The sequence below is a fragment of the Nocardiopsis sp. JB363 genome, assembly GCF_900143625.1.
Taxonomy (GTDB): domain Bacteria; phylum Actinomycetota; class Actinomycetes; order Streptosporangiales; family Streptosporangiaceae; genus Nocardiopsis.
On the sequence record NZ_FRFF01000019.1, the window covers coordinates 35,785 to 49,330 of the forward strand.

Annotated in this window: 15 protein-coding genes; 12 read left to right on the forward strand and 3 right to left on the reverse strand. The window is 70.1% G+C overall.

Features of this window, described 5'->3' with window-relative positions; all coding sequences use genetic code 11:
• Positions 1–9: 9 nt before the first annotated feature.
• Genes BQ8420_RS03720 through BQ8420_RS03760 form a run of 9 tightly spaced genes read left to right on the forward strand, consistent with a single transcriptional unit; the run spans position 10 to position 8,806 of the window.
• Entirely contained in the window at positions 10–762 is a 753-nt protein-coding gene (locus BQ8420_RS03720) for a hypothetical protein (protein WP_235005905.1), read from the forward strand.
• A 13-nt stretch (positions 763–775) separates the two neighbouring features.
• Positions 776–1,933: an inositol-3-phosphate synthase gene (locus BQ8420_RS03725; protein WP_087096391.1), complete on the forward strand. Its 1,158-nt coding sequence runs from the start codon at positions 776–778 to the stop codon at positions 1,931–1,933.
• On the forward strand, positions 1,930–2,811 hold the full coding sequence (locus BQ8420_RS03730) for an SCO3242 family prenyltransferase (RefSeq protein WP_087096392.1): 882 nt from the start codon (positions 1,930–1,932) through the stop codon (positions 2,809–2,811). Before BQ8420_RS03725 ends, BQ8420_RS03730 begins: the two co-directional genes overlap by 4 nt.
• Positions 2,808–3,656: a sugar phosphate isomerase/epimerase gene (locus BQ8420_RS03735; protein ID WP_087096393.1), complete on the forward strand. Its 849-nt coding sequence runs from the start codon at positions 2,808–2,810 to the stop codon at positions 3,654–3,656. The genes BQ8420_RS03730 and BQ8420_RS03735 overlap by 4 nt, the downstream gene beginning before the upstream one ends.
• Positions 3,653–4,309, forward strand: a complete 657-nt coding sequence (locus tag BQ8420_RS03740; RefSeq protein ID WP_087096469.1) for an EboA domain-containing protein — start codon at positions 3,653–3,655, stop codon at positions 4,307–4,309. Before BQ8420_RS03735 ends, BQ8420_RS03740 begins: the two co-directional genes overlap by 4 nt.
• Positions 4,310–5,179, forward strand: coding sequence for a TatD family hydrolase (locus BQ8420_RS03745; RefSeq protein ID WP_087096394.1), 870 nt, complete (start codon positions 4,310–4,312; stop codon positions 5,177–5,179). It begins immediately after the preceding gene.
• The gene (gene eboE / locus BQ8420_RS03750; protein ID WP_087096395.1) at positions 5,176–6,339 is read left to right on the forward strand and encodes a metabolite traffic protein EboE; all 1,164 of its coding nucleotides are present in this window, start codon (positions 5,176–5,178) and stop codon (positions 6,337–6,339) included. Before BQ8420_RS03745 ends, eboE begins: the two co-directional genes overlap by 4 nt.
• A gap of 26 nt (positions 6,340–6,365) precedes the next feature.
• Complete coding sequence (locus BQ8420_RS03755) at positions 6,366–7,763, forward strand: alkaline phosphatase family protein (protein WP_087096396.1); 1,398 nt, start codon at positions 6,366–6,368, stop codon at positions 7,761–7,763.
• 38 nt (positions 7,764–7,801) lie between these two features.
• Positions 7,802–8,806, forward strand: a complete 1,005-nt coding sequence (locus BQ8420_RS03760) for a sugar phosphate isomerase/epimerase (protein ID WP_087096397.1) — start codon at positions 7,802–7,804, stop codon at positions 8,804–8,806.
• Positions 8,807–8,838: 32 nt separating this feature from the next.
• On the opposite strand, the gene BQ8420_RS03765 is transcribed toward BQ8420_RS03760, so the two are convergent.
• The 3 genes from BQ8420_RS03765 to BQ8420_RS03775 all read right to left on the reverse strand — a co-directional run bounded on the left by BQ8420_RS03765 (position 8,839) and on the right by BQ8420_RS03775 (position 10,179).
• Positions 8,839–9,081 (reverse strand): hypothetical protein, encoded by a 243-nt coding sequence (locus BQ8420_RS03765; protein ID WP_087096398.1) that lies wholly within the window; start codon positions 9,079–9,081, stop codon positions 8,839–8,841.
• Between the two features lie 136 nt (positions 9,082–9,217).
• Positions 9,218–9,589 carry a hypothetical protein gene (locus BQ8420_RS03770; RefSeq protein ID WP_087096399.1) on the reverse strand — a complete coding sequence of 124 codons (372 nt, stop codon included), beginning with the start codon at positions 9,587–9,589 and terminating at the stop codon, positions 9,218–9,220.
• A gap of 98 nt (positions 9,590–9,687) precedes the next feature.
• A complete protein-coding gene (locus BQ8420_RS03775) occupies positions 9,688–10,179 on the reverse strand; it encodes a hypothetical protein (protein ID WP_087096400.1) in 492 nt (163 codons plus the stop codon).
• A 583-nt stretch (positions 10,180–10,762) separates the two neighbouring features.
• Here BQ8420_RS03775 and BQ8420_RS03780 point away from each other — a divergent pair.
• The 3 genes from BQ8420_RS03780 to BQ8420_RS03790 all read left to right on the forward strand — a co-directional run bounded on the left by BQ8420_RS03780 (position 10,763) and on the right by BQ8420_RS03790 (position 13,297).
• Positions 10,763–11,305 carry a TetR/AcrR family transcriptional regulator gene (locus BQ8420_RS03780; RefSeq protein ID WP_087096401.1) on the forward strand — a complete coding sequence of 181 codons (543 nt, stop codon included), beginning with the start codon at positions 10,763–10,765 and terminating at the stop codon, positions 11,303–11,305.
• Positions 11,306–11,523: 218 nt separating this feature from the next.
• Positions 11,524–12,294: an MHYT domain-containing protein gene (locus BQ8420_RS03785; RefSeq protein ID WP_087096402.1), complete on the forward strand. Its 771-nt coding sequence runs from the start codon at positions 11,524–11,526 to the stop codon at positions 12,292–12,294.
• 127 nt (positions 12,295–12,421) lie between these two features.
• Positions 12,422–13,297, forward strand: a complete 876-nt coding sequence (locus tag BQ8420_RS03790; protein ID WP_087096403.1) for an MHYT domain-containing protein — start codon at positions 12,422–12,424, stop codon at positions 13,295–13,297.
• Positions 13,298–13,546: the final 249 nt, after the last annotated feature.

The following is a 13,546-nucleotide window of genomic DNA, read 5'->3' on the forward strand; positions in this document are numbered from 1 at the left end:
GAGGTGCCCGTGAGCACCCGGAAGGATCAGCACGATCAGGGCTCGACCGGGCCCGACACGACCGAGAAGGTGTTGACCCGCGACGCCGGCCGTCTCACCTGGTGGCTGACCGGCGGATCCGTCCTGCTGGTCGGCGCCGTCATCGCGGTGGTGGTGACGGTCGTCGGCGGCGGCGACGACACCGTCACCCCGGACCCGGCCCGCGTCGCCGAACTGGAGGCCTCCGCGGCCGATCGCCACGTCGACCAGGTGGCGGAGCTCATCGAGCACACCCGCGCCGCGCACGAGGAACTCCTGCCCGTCATGGAGTCCCTGAGCGAGGTATTGCCCGCGGACGGAGCGGAACCCACCGGGGACCTCCCCGACTCCGAGAGCATCGCCGACTGGACCGCGACCGCCGACAACGCCCGCGCCCACCTGGACCACGCCGAGTCCGGCGAGACCGGATTCAACGTCACCCACGCGGGGCTGCGCGGCTCCGTGGACGTGCTCGGCTCCACCTTGGACGCCCTCGACGCCGCCGTCGAGGCCGACGAGGACCAGAGCGCGGAACTCCTCGAACTCACCGTCGACCTGCGCGACCAGGCGGTCCGCGCGTGGTCGGTGGCCGCCACCCAACTGGACGTGATCAGCATCGACGCCGGTCACGGCCACATCCACCTGTACCTTCCCGCCGCCCCGGGCAGCGGCGCGCTGGAACCCGACGAGGCCGAGGACGGCGATGAGGCCGCCGACGGCGCGCCCGGACACGACGACCACTGACAGGGGAACCCGTATGACACGAATCGGAGTGTGGTCGATCGGGGCGCGCGGATCGGTCGCCACCACGGCCGTCCTCGGCGCCCTGGCCGTCGGAGCCGGAGCCGCCGAGCCGACCGGGTGCGTCACCGAGCGCCCCGAGTTCGCCGACGCGAACCTGCCCGGCATCGGTGACCTGGTGTTCGCCGGTCACGACGTCCGCGGCACCCATCTGGTCAAAAGCGCGGAGCCGCTGGCCAGGTCGGGGGTGTTGCCGCCGCATCTGCCCGAGGCGTTCGCCGAGGAACTGGGCGCGGTGGACCGGCGGATCCGCAAGGGGTTGGAGCCACGCCCCGAAGGGTTCTCCCGCCGCCACGCGGACGCCCTGGAGGAGGACATCCGGGCGTTCGCCGAAGCGGAGTCGCTGGAGCGCGTGGTGGTAATGGACGTGTCCAGCACCGAACCGACTCCGAGACCGACCCCCGAGCTCACCGATCCCGACCTCTTGGAGGCGGCGCTGAACGCGGGGACCGCCCGGATTCCGGCGAGCTCGGTCTACGCGTACGCGGCCCTGCGCGCGGGCTGCTCCTTCGTGGAGTTCACGCCCAACGCGGGGCCACGGCCACCCGCCCTGGCCGCCTTGGCCGAACGGATGGGGGCGCCGTGGGCGGGTTCGGACGGCAAGACCGGGGAGACCCTGGTCAAGAGCGCACTGGCGCCCATGTTCGCCGCCCGTGCCCTGCGGGTGCGTTCGTGGTCCTCCACCAACCTGCTCGGTGGTGGGGACGGGCGTACCCTCGACGACCCCGAGAGCAACGACAACAAGTCCTCGTCCAAGGCGCGCGGTCTGGAGCACCTGCTGGGGCACCCGGTGGACGGTCCGCTGCACATCGACTACGTGCCGGACCTGGGCGACACCAAGACCGCCTGGGACCACGTGTCCTTCGAGGGGTTCCTGGGCGCCCGGATGACCCTGCAGTTCACCTGGTCCGGGTACGACTCGGCGCTCGCCGCCCCGCTGGTGCTGGACCTGGCCCGATTGACCGCGCACGCGCATCGGACCGGCCGGGTCGGCCCGGTGCCCGAGCTGGGCTTCTTCTTCAAGGATCCGGCCGCGAGCGACGTGCACGGACTGTCCGAGCAGTGGCGGGCCCTGACGGCCTGGTGCGGCGGGGAGGAAGGGGGTCGCCGATGAGTACGAAGGTCCGATCGTTGGCCCGCCTGGTACGCCTGCCGGCCGCGCTCTCCGTTCTGGGCGACAGCCTGACCGGGGCGGCGGCCGCCGGGCGGTTGCGCGAGCCGCGCACGTGGGCGCTGCCGCTGTCCTCGGTGTGCCTTTACTGGGCGGGGATGGCCCTCAACGACTACGCCGACCGCGAGTTGGACGCGGTCGAGCGCCCCGAACGCCCCATCCCCTCCGGGGCGGTGGATCCGGGCGAGGCCTTGGCGGTCGCGTCCGGACTCTCGGTGGCCGGGGTGGGGGTGGCCGCGTTGGCCGGTGGGCGACGGGCGGCGCTGGTCGCCTCCGCTTTGGCCGTCACGGTGTGGACCTACGACCTGGTGCTCAAACCCACCCGCCTGTCTCCGGTGGGGATGGCGACGGCGCGCGGCCTGGACGTCCTGCTCGGCGCCGGTGACCGGCCCGGGTGTGCGGTGCGCCCGGCCGTGGCGATGGCCGTGCACACCCTGGGGGTGACCGCTCTGAGCCGCGGCGAGGTGCACGGCACCCGCTCGGAGGTCGCCGCGGGTTCGCTGGCCTGCACCCTGGCCGGGGCCGTGGTGGCGGCCCGCCCGGCCCGGGAGGAACCCACGACCCGGCGCGGCGCGGTGGGCGAAGTGACCGCCGGGGCGTTCGCGGGGGCCTACGTCGGCACCGTGGGCCAGGCCCAGGGGCGGGCGCTGGCCGACCCCGGAGCCGAACACGCGCGAGAGGCGACGGGCGTGGGCATCCGCGGCATGATCCCGCTCCAGGCGGCGTTGCTGGCCCACTACGGCGCCCCCGAACTGGCCTGCGCGCTGGCGGTGGGCGCCCCCATCGCCTCCCGTGCCTCGAAGAGGGTGGCGATGACATGAGGTTCGGATACGGCACCAACGGGTTCTGGGACCACCGGATCGACGACGCGCTGGCGATCATCGCCGACCTCGGATACGAGGGGGTCGGCCTGACCTTGGACCACCCCCACCTGGACCCGTTCTCCCTCGACGTGAAGGGTCGGGTGAAGACGATCGGGCGGCGCCTGGATTCTCTGGGGTTGGCACTGGTGATCGAGACCGGCGCCCGCTATCTGCTGGATCCCCGGCGCAAGCACGAACCCACCCTGGTCTCCGACACCGACCGGGACGTCCGAGTCGACCTGCTCAAACGCGCGGTGCGCATCGCCGATGAGTTGGGGGCCGAGGCCGTGTCCTTCTGGTCGGGGATCCTGCCCCCGGGCGCCACCGCCGACCAGGGGTGGAACCGGCTCACCTCCGAGGTGGAGAAGGTCCTGGTCGTCGCGGACGAACTGGGTGTGGACTGCGCCTTCGAACCGGAGCCGGGCATGTTCGCCGAACGGTTGGCGGACGTCCTGGAGCTACGGCACAGGCTCGGCGACCCCGAGCGGCTGCGGGTGACCCTGGACGTGGGGCACGGGGTGTGCAACGAACCCGACGGCCCCGAGGGCGCGGTCGACCGGGCGGGCTCGCTGATCGCCAACGTGCAACTGGACGACATGCGCCCCCACGTGCACGAGCACCTGGAGTTCGGGGACGGCGAGATCGACCTGCCCGGGGTCCTGGGCGCCCTGCGCCGGGTGGGGTACACCGGTCTGGCCTCGGTGGAACTGCCCCGCCACGGCCACGCGGCCCCGGTGGTCGCGGAGAGGTCCAAGCGTGCCTTGGACGCCGCATGGGCCCGGGTCGAGAAGGGGGCGGCGTGAGCGCGTTGGATCTGTTGGACGACCAGGCCCGATCGGTGTTGGACGCCCTGTGCGCGCAGGTGGCGGGGCGACCCTCCCTCGTCGCCGTTCTCTTCCCCGCGGTGGGGCGGCGGGTGGCTCGCGGGCCCGGCCCCTCGGGCGACCCCACCGGAACGCTGGGACCCACGCTGGAGGACCTGGCCCGGATCGAACTGCTGCGGACGGTGGTGGAGTCCCTGCCCCCGACAGACGCGGCCACGGAGATCACCGACCTGTACGGATACGGCGACGCCGACGAGAAACGCGCGGTGCTGCACGGCCTCCACCTGCTGGACGGCACGGTGCCCGAGGTCGCCGAAACGGTCCGGGACCTTTTGGCCGACGCCCTGCGCACCAACGACACCCGGCTGGTCGCGGCGGCCGCCGCGAGCGGCGCCCAGTCCCTGTTGGACGACCACGCGTGGCGGCAGACCGTGCTCAAGTGCCTGTTCGTCGGGGTACCGCTGCGCCTGGTCGCGGGACTGGACACCCGCGCCGACCTCGAACTGGCCCGTATGTGCGCGGACTTCGCCCACGAACGCTCCGCCGCCGGCCGGTCGGTGCCGGCCGACACCCGACTGGTCCTGGACCGTTTCCCCGAGCACCCCTTCCACGAAGGACCCCAGGAGGGTTGAATGCGCATCTTCGAACCGCACATCCACATGACCTCGCGCACCACCGCCGACTACCGGTCGATGTACGACGCGGGGGTGCGCGCGCTGGTGGAACCCGCCTTCTGGACGGGGCAGCCGCGCACCAGCGTCGGTTCCTTCCGCGACTACTTCGACGGCCTCATCGGATGGGAGCGCTTCCGCGCGGCACAGTTCGGCATCGCCCACCACTGCACCATCGCGCTCAACCCCAAGGAGGCCAACGACCCCCGGCTGTCCGAGGTGCTCGACGTCCTCCCCCGTTACCTGGCCAAGGACGGTGTGGTGGCGGTCGGCGAGGTCGGTTTCGACTCGCGCACCCCGGCGGAGGAGAAGGCCTTCCGCCGGCAGCTGGAACTGGCCAAGGAGTTCGAACTCCCGGTGCTGGTGCACACCCCGCACCGGGACAAGGCCGAAGGGACCCGGCACACGCTTCGGCTGGTCACCGAGTCCGGCATCGCCCCCGAGATGGTCCTGGTGGACCACCTCAACGAGACCACCGTGGCGATGGTGCACGACTCCGGATGCGTCATGGGGTTCTCCATCTATCCCGACACCAAGATGGACCCGCATCGGATGGTGCGGATCCTCTCCGAGTGGGGCACCGACCGGATGGTGGTGAACTCGGCCGCCGACTGGGGGCACAGCGACCCGCTCTCCACCCTGTACACCGGCCGGGCCATGTCGGCGGCGGGCTTCACCGACGACGACGTGGACCGGGTGCTGTGGCGCAACCCCGTGGACTTCTTCGCGCGAAGCGGACGTCTGCTCTTGGAGGGCACCACGACGACCGGGGCGAGCTTCGAGGGCAACTCGATCCTGCGCGGCGAACGGCCCGAGGGGGACGCCGGATGAGGTTCCGCCACCCCGACGGCACCGTCGTCCACCTGGCCTACTGCACCAACGTCCACCCCGCCGAGGACCTCGACGGGGTCCTGCGCCAGATCCGGGTGTTCGGCGGCGGAGTCCGCTCCGCCCTGGGCGTGGACCTGCTCGGGCTCGGTCTGTGGCTGCCCGCTCCTCTCGCCCGGGAGCTGGCCGCGGACCTCTCCCTGGTCGACCGGTTGCGGAAGGGTTTGGCGGAAGCGGGGCTGGAGACCGTCACCCTCAACGCGTTCCCCTACAGCGGATTCCACGAACCGGTGGTCAAGCACGCCGTGTACAGCCCGGACTGGACCGACCGGGCCCGCCTGGACTACACCGTGGACTGCGCCCGGATCCTGGCCCGGTTGATGCCCGACGACGCCGCCCGGGGCAGCGTCTCCACCCTGCCCCTGGCCTGGCGGGAACCCTGGTCGCCGGAGCGGCTGGTCGTCGCCCGCGGCCACCTGACCGAGCTGTCCGGGGTACTGGCCGAACTCGCCGACGTGGGGCGTCCGGTCCGTGTGGCCCTGGAACCCGAGCCCGGATGCGTCGTGGAGAGCACCCGCGACGCCGCCCGGCTCCTCGCCGGGTCGCCCGCGCACCTGGGCGTGTGCCTGGACACCTGCCACCTGGCGGTGGGGTTCGAGGAACCCGGTGCGGCGCTCGCCCGATTGGCCGACGCCGGATTGCCGGTGGTCAAGACCCAGGTCTCGGCGGCCGTGGAGGTCCCCGACCCCGCCGATCCACGGGCGCGCGAGGCGCTCACGGCCTTCGCCGAGGACCGGTTCCTGCACCAGACCCGTGAACTCGTGGGCGGGCGCACCCGAGGTCGCGACGACCTGCCCGACGCCCTGTCGGGGCCTCGTCCGTTGCGCGGGCACGGGCCCTGGCGCACCCACTTCCACGCGCCCCTGCACTCCCCCGCGAACGAGCCGCTGCGCGGTACCACCGACCACCTCACCGACACGCTCGCCCACCTCCTGGGCCCGGAGGGCGCCCGCACCGACCACGTCGAGGTCGAGACCTACACCTGGACGGTGCTGCCCGAGGACCGACGTCCCGTCGGCGAGGACGGGCTGATCGAGGGGATCGCCGCCGAACTCGCCTGGACCCGGGACCGGCTCGTCAATCTCGGGCTGACCGCCCTGTGAACAACCGATGGAAGGGACCGCTCGCCATGACCCAGGACCGTCGCCTCCTCGTCGTCGACGCGGTCGGCCTCACCCCCCGCCTGCTACGGCACGCGCCCCGACTGCGCGCCCTGGCCGAACGGGGCAGGCAGGCCACCCTGGAGACCGTCCTGCCCGCCGTCACCTGCACCGTGCAGTCCACCTTCCTCACCGGGACCACCCCGGCCGACCACGGCGCCGTCGCCAACGGCTGGTACTTCCGCGATCTGGGCGAGGTGTACCTGTGGCGCCAGCACAACCGGCTGGTCCAGGGCGAGAAGGTGTGGGAGACCGCCCGCAGGCACCGCCCCGGTTTCCGCACCGCCAACGTGTGCTGGTGGTACGCCATGGGCGCCACCACCGACTGGACCATCACCCCCAGGCCCGTCTACCACGCCGACGGCCGCAAGTCCCCGGACTGCTACGCCCGGCCGGCGGCGTTGCACGACGAACTCACCGCCGAACTGGGCCCGTTCCCCCTGTTCCACTATTGGGGGCCGACCGCCTCCATCCGCTCCACCGAGTGGATCGTGGCCGCCACCCGACGGCTGCTTCCCCAGGCCGACCTGACCCTGTGCTACGTCCCGCACCTGGACTACGACCTGCAACGTTTCGGCCCGGATTCCGCACAGGCCCTCCAGGCCGTCCGTGACCTCGACACCGCCCTGACGCCACTGTTGGACGACGCCGAGGAGGCCGGGGTCACCGTGCTGGTGCTCAGCGAATACGGCATCACCCCGGCCGACCGCCCCGTGCACGTCAACCGTGCGCTGCGCGAGGCGGGGCTGCTGGAGGTGTACACGCAGGAGGGCATGGAGTACCTGGACCCGTGGGCCTCACGCGCCTTCGCGGTCGCCGATCACCAGTGCGCCCACGTCTACGTGAACGACCCCGCCGACCTGCCCGAGGTCACCAAGGTCGTGGCCGGACTGGAGGGCGTCGACCTGGTCCTGGACCGGGAGGCTCAGGCCGAACGCGGGCTCGACCACGACCGCTCCGGCGAACTGGTGCTGTTCGCCGACCCCGGCGCCTGGTTCACCTACTACTACTGGCTGGACGACGACCACGCCCCCGACTTCGCGCGCGGCGTCGACATCCACCGCAAGCCCGGCTTCGACCCGGCCGAACTGTTCCTCGACCCCGCCGACCGGATGGTCAAGGCGCGGGCCGCGGCCAACCTGGTCCGCAAGAAGGTCGGCCTGCGGTACGCGATGAACGTCGTCCCCCTGGACCCGGACTGTGTGCGCGGCACCCATGGGCGCCCCCACAGCGATCCCGAGGACGGGCCGCTGCTGCTGTGCAGCGGACCCCTCCCGGACCGGGACCGTTTCGCGGCCACCGAGGTCCGCGATCTCATACTCGGCCTCGTCGGTGTGCCGGCACCGACGGGGTCGTCCCCGCTGTGACCCAACCGGCCTCACCCCCGAACAACGGAGGAAGCACGATGACCAGACCGGTCACCCTCTTCACCGGCCAGTGGGCCGACCTGCCCTTCGAGAAAGTGTGCGAACTCGCCGCGTCCTGGGGCTACGACGGACTGGAGATCGCCTGCTGGGGCGACCATCTGGACGTCACCCGAGCCGCCGTCGACGACGAGTACGTCCAGGATCGCCTGGACATCCTCAAGCGGCACGGGCTCGGCGTGTGGACCATCTCCAATCACCTTCTGGGGCAGGCGGTGTGCGACGACCCCATCGACCACCGCCACCAGGACATCCTGCCGTCGCGGATCTGGGGCGACGGCGATCCCGAGGGGGTACGAGGGCGCGCGGCCGAGGAGATGAAACTGACCGCTCGGGCCGCCGCGAGACTGGGCGTGTCCACCGTGGTGGGCTTCACCGGCTCCGCGATCTGGAAGTACGTGGCGATGTTCCCACCGGTCGGCGACGACGTCATCCAGGCGGGCTACCGGGACTTCGCCGATCGGTGGAACCCGATCCTGGACGTGTTCGACGAAGTGGGGGTGCGGTTCGCCCACGAGGTGCACCCCTCGGAGATCGCCTACGACTACTGGTCGACGCAGGCCGCGCTGGAAGCGGTGGGGCACCGTGAGGCGTTCGGGTTGAACTGGGACCCCAGCCACATGGTGTGGCAGGACATCGACCCGGTCGGGTTCCTGTGGGATTTCCGGGACCGGATCTACCACGTGGACTGCAAGGACGCCCGCAAGCGGGTGGGCAACGGCCGCAACGGACGGTTGGGGTCGCACCTGCCGTGGGGCGACCCGCGCCGGGGCTGGGACTTCGTGTCCACCGGCCGGGGCGACGTCCCGTGGGAGGCGTGCTTCCGGGTGCTGAACTCGATCGGCTACGAGGGTCCGATCTCCATCGAGTGGGAGGACGCCGGGATGGACCGCCTGACCGGTGCGGCGGAGGCGGTGAAGTTCGTGCGGGCCAACGTCTTCGACCCGCCGACCTCCTCCTTCGACTCCGCGTTCGGTTCCGACTGAGGGGCGCTACCGCAGGGCCGTGCGGCCGTTCGTCACATCATGGGGGCGATGACGACGCGGAAGTCCCCGTCGTCGGTCGCCACGTCGTGGCGGAAGTCGTTGACCCGGTTGACCGAGCGTTGGACGGCGTCGCCGCCGAAGGCACTGGTGTCCACACCTGGCAGGACCTCGCGTAGGGCGAGGACCGCCTCGTCGATGGACAGGGCCGTGCCCCGGTGTTCGGGGGTGATGCGTCGACCGTCGTCGGTGAGCCGACTGATCGCGATCCGGAACATCGCCGGTCTCCCTGCGGATCGGGGGGGGTGGTCGACAACATTCTCCCCCATCCGCGGCGAGGTCGGAAAGGGTGCGGGGAGAGCCGATCCCGGGACGGTGGAGATGGGCGTGGATGACACCGTCCCGGGACCGGCTTCAGACCTCCAGGGTCTCCTCGATGCCCTTGAGCCGGTGCCTGGACAGGGCGAGGTTCCCACGGCTGCGGTCCATCGCCAGGTAGAGGAAGAGCCCCTGTCCCTTGCGGCTGGTGAGGGGGCGGATGACGTGGTACTGCCCGGAGAGGGTGATGAGGATGTCCTCGATCGCGTCGTTCAGACCCAACTGGTCCATGGTCCGCATCTTGGCCCGCACCACCTCGGTGTTGCCGGCGGCGGCCACCGTGAGGTCGAGGGACTTGTTCGAGCTGAGGGTGCCCAGGGCCATGCCGCTGCTGTAGTCGACCACGGCGGCACCGATCGCCCCCTCGATCTCCATCATTTCCTTGAGTCCGGCTTCGATGTTGGGCATGTCCTTCTCTTTCCTTTGGTTGATTCGGCGCAGCTCTCTCCGGTCGGCGATCCAACGACGCAGTCCCGGAACCCGGCGGCGCGGGGGCGAACCATCGTTCACGCGACCACCGTTCCGGCACGGGGCCGCTCCACCGAAAGGGCGCGTAGTCCGGTGAGGACCCTTTCCAGCACCGGGCGGTCCACGGTGACCAGGGCTCTGGGCCTGGGCCCACGGCCGCGACCACGGCGGGGCGGGTGGGTGTCGTGTTCGGGTGGTTCGACGTTGTCGGCCATGTCGCGCAGTCGGCGCAGGGCGATCCCGAGGTTGCCCTGGTCCCGTTCCACCCGGACCTGCACGCAGTAGTGCGAGCCGCGCAGGACCGCGAAGAGCACGTGGTGGTCGGCCTCGGTGACCACCACGTCCTCCACGACCTGGGTGGCGCAGAGCGGCCCGCCGTCGATGGCCTGGAGCATCGCCGCCGCACCCGAGATCCCGTCGTCCTCTCCGACGTGGGCAAGGGCGCGGTCGCCTCGCCAGTCGACGAGGCAGACACTGCGTACGCCAGGGGTCCGGAGCATCTCCCGCATCTGCTGGTCGATGGCGTGCACGACGTTCCTTTGTGAGGGCGGAGCCGATCCGGTCGGCCCGCGGGCGGAATCGAACGGTGTCCCGTGGGGACGGTTCGAGAATAAGTCGCCGGCGTTTCCCGCGCAGGCTTTTCCGGCATTTAATATTTCCGTACCTTCTGACCTGCTATTTCGCAGAAAAGAATTTAGAGGTGTTTGTTTCCCGACACGTGATCTGCAACCATTTCCGCCTGTGTCGTCGAATTAGATCCTGTTATTCCGTTTCAGGACTTTCGCTCGCGGTATACACCGTCGCCATGAACCCGGAACGCCTCCGGCGGCGGCCACGATGACGTTCGGGCAGGTCGGCGCCGCCGTTCGGCACGACCTTCGTCCTTCCTCCGGTGGTGGTCGGGGCCCTAGGGTGTGTTACCGACCGTTCGTTCAGTAGACCGATCCGGTCGACACGTGCGCGGGAGTCGACCTTCCCCGCGCTCCCGCTCTCCGCCGCAAGATAGGTTCGACAACCGTGGCCCGAACTTCCGCACCAGAGAACCCCGCCGCACGCTCGACCGGACGACGCCGCTCCGGCCGCCCGGGGCACGACGCCGACTCCGTACTGCGCGTGGCCGCCCGCGTCTTCAACGAACGCGGATACGACGGAACGAGCATGGAGGACCTGGCCCGCGCCTTGGGCGTGACCAAGTCCGCGATCTACCACCATGTCTCCGGCAAGACCGAACTGCTGAGTCGGTCGCTGGACCTGGCGTTGGACGCGCTGTTCGCGGTGACCCGGGAGGAGGGCGCGACCACCGGGCACGCCATCGACCGCCTGGAACACGTGATGCGCGGCAGCGTCCGGGTCTTGGTCGAGGAGCTTCCGCACGTGACCCTGCTGCTGCGGGTACGCGGCAACACCGAGGTGGAGAAGCGGGCGCTGGAGCGCCGCCGCCGCTTCGACCACCTGATCGCCGACCTGGTGCGCGAGGGCGTGGTCGACGGCGACATCCGTAGCGACGTGGACCCCGCGGTCGCCTCACGCCTGCTGTTCGGCATGGTCAACTCGATCGTCGAGTGGTACAAGCCCGACCGCGGTCTGGCCTGCGAGGAGATCGCCGACGCCTTGGTCCGCATCGCCTTCGAGGGGATGCGCGCGCCCAAGGAGTAGGTCGAGGACGCGCGTTCGTACCAGAACCGGGCCAACAGTGACAATCCCCACAGAAGACCAGGCGAACCGAAAACGGCTTCCCCGACGGTTGAGCGGTTCCATTGGTCCCATCGAGATAGGGACCAAGGTCCCACCGCTCTCCACTCTCCCCACTCCGGACCAGGTCTTTTACCCTGAAGACACGGGAATCATCCTTCTGGACTCGGGACGCGGAGAACATGATCGACCACTTCAATACGGGATGGCTGACGCCGGCGGGTGCCTACGCGGTCTCAGTGCTCGGGTCCTTCATCGGCCTGATGTTCGCCCGCCGACTTCGAAGCGCCATCGGCGGCGCCCGGTGGTGGTGGCTGGCCCTGAGCGCCATCTGCCTCGGTGGCACCGCCATCTGGTCCATGCACTTCATCGCCATGATGGGTTTCCAGGTCCATGGCACCCCGATCCGGTACGACGCGACACTCACCATCCTCAGTGGGCTGCTCGCCATCGCCGTCATGGCCATCGCGTTGTTCCTGATGAGCACCAAGCCGAGCAACGTCCGTCTTCTGATCAGCGGGGTGATCGCGGGCTCCGGGATCGTCTCCATGCACTACATCGGCATGTCCTCGATGCACATGCATGGGGAGATGCATCACGACCCCGTGTTCGTCGTTCTGGCGACGGCGATCGCCCTGGTCGCGGCCACGGTCGCCCTGTGGTTCTCGTGGAGGCTGCGCGGCACTCTCAGCATCGCCGCCGCAGCGCTGGTGATGGGCGTGGCGGTGTCGGCCATGCACTACACGGGCATGCTCGGCATCGACGTCACGCTGACCGAACGCGGCACCGAAACCCTGGCCGGGTCGTCCGGCATGGACCTGCTCCTGCCGCTCGTGGTGGGCCTGTTCGTCTTCCTGCTGGTGTGCAGCCTGCTCCTGATGCTGGGCGTGGAGGATCGACCGGACTCGGACGAGCGCGGTTCCCGACGTCGGTCGGTCGAAACCCACGGGTAGGCGACTGGCCGAAAGCGGCCAAAAGAATCGTGGTCGCACCTCTGGTGGGGGTTATGGTCCGTCTCTACCATCTGTGAACAACAGTCATATTTGTGACTGGAGTCATAGAAAGTAGAGGCCTGAGACCGTGGCCGACATATTCCCCCAAGGCCTACTCACCCCCGCCCTCGCCTACACCGTCTCCGTCATCGGTTCCTTCCTCGGGCTGGTCTTCACCTCCAGGGCCCGGCGTGCGTCCGGCCTGGTGCGTTGGCAGTGGCTCGTCCTGGCGGCCCTGTCCCTCGGCGGTATCGCCGTGTGGTCGATGCACTTCATCGCCATGCTGGGGCACACCATCCCCGGGACCATCATCAGATACGACCCGTTCCTGACCATCGTGAGCGGCCTCGTGCCGATCCTCCTCATGGGTCTGGCCCTGCACCTGGTCATCCAGAACCAGAGCAACGGACGCCTGCTGCTCTCCGGGACCCTGCTCGGTGTCGGTGTCGTGTCGATGCACTACACCGGCATGGCGTCCATCAACCTGCACGGGGAGATGCACCACGCGGCCGGTCCCGTCATCGCCTCCTGTGTGATCGGCCTGGTGGCGTCCACCGTAGCCCTGTGGTTCGCCCGACACCTGAAACACAACGGCGCCATCCTGGGGGCCTCCCTGGTGATGGGCCTCGCGGTCTCCGCCATGCACTACACCGGCATGGCCGGGATGCACGTCGTCGACCCGGAGCTGACCCACTACGGCGCCCCGAACGGGGCCAAGGCCGCCGAACTGGTGCTTCCGCTGATCGTGGGCCTGTTCGTCTTCCTGCTGATCTGCAGCCTCTTCCTCCTGCTGAGCAGCGAGGAGGACGACCGTCGGGACTACACCCGCCCCTCCCATCGGTCCACCGAACACACCGTGCTGCGCGGCCAGGACCCCTACGCGCCCCGACACGGTTCCCCCGTGACACCCCTGGAACGGGACGACCCCCGTCCGGGTGACGACGTGTGGACACGGCGCCGCTGAGCCGGTCCCACCCCCGAGATGTGCCCCGGGACCGTGAAAACCACTGGCGTCCCGGGGACACCTCGATCTAGAGTCGTCCCGAATCGGCCCGTGCGCTCGGCGCACCGGTCCACCGCGTCCCGTCTCCTCGGCGGGAGAAGAAGAGAGGAGCACACGATGCCCGTACTCGTGTCCACCCCCCGCAAAGGCACCTCCTTCAACTCCCGCGAGTCCTGAGCCGCCGCACACCGACGGCCCCGACTCGCGCCG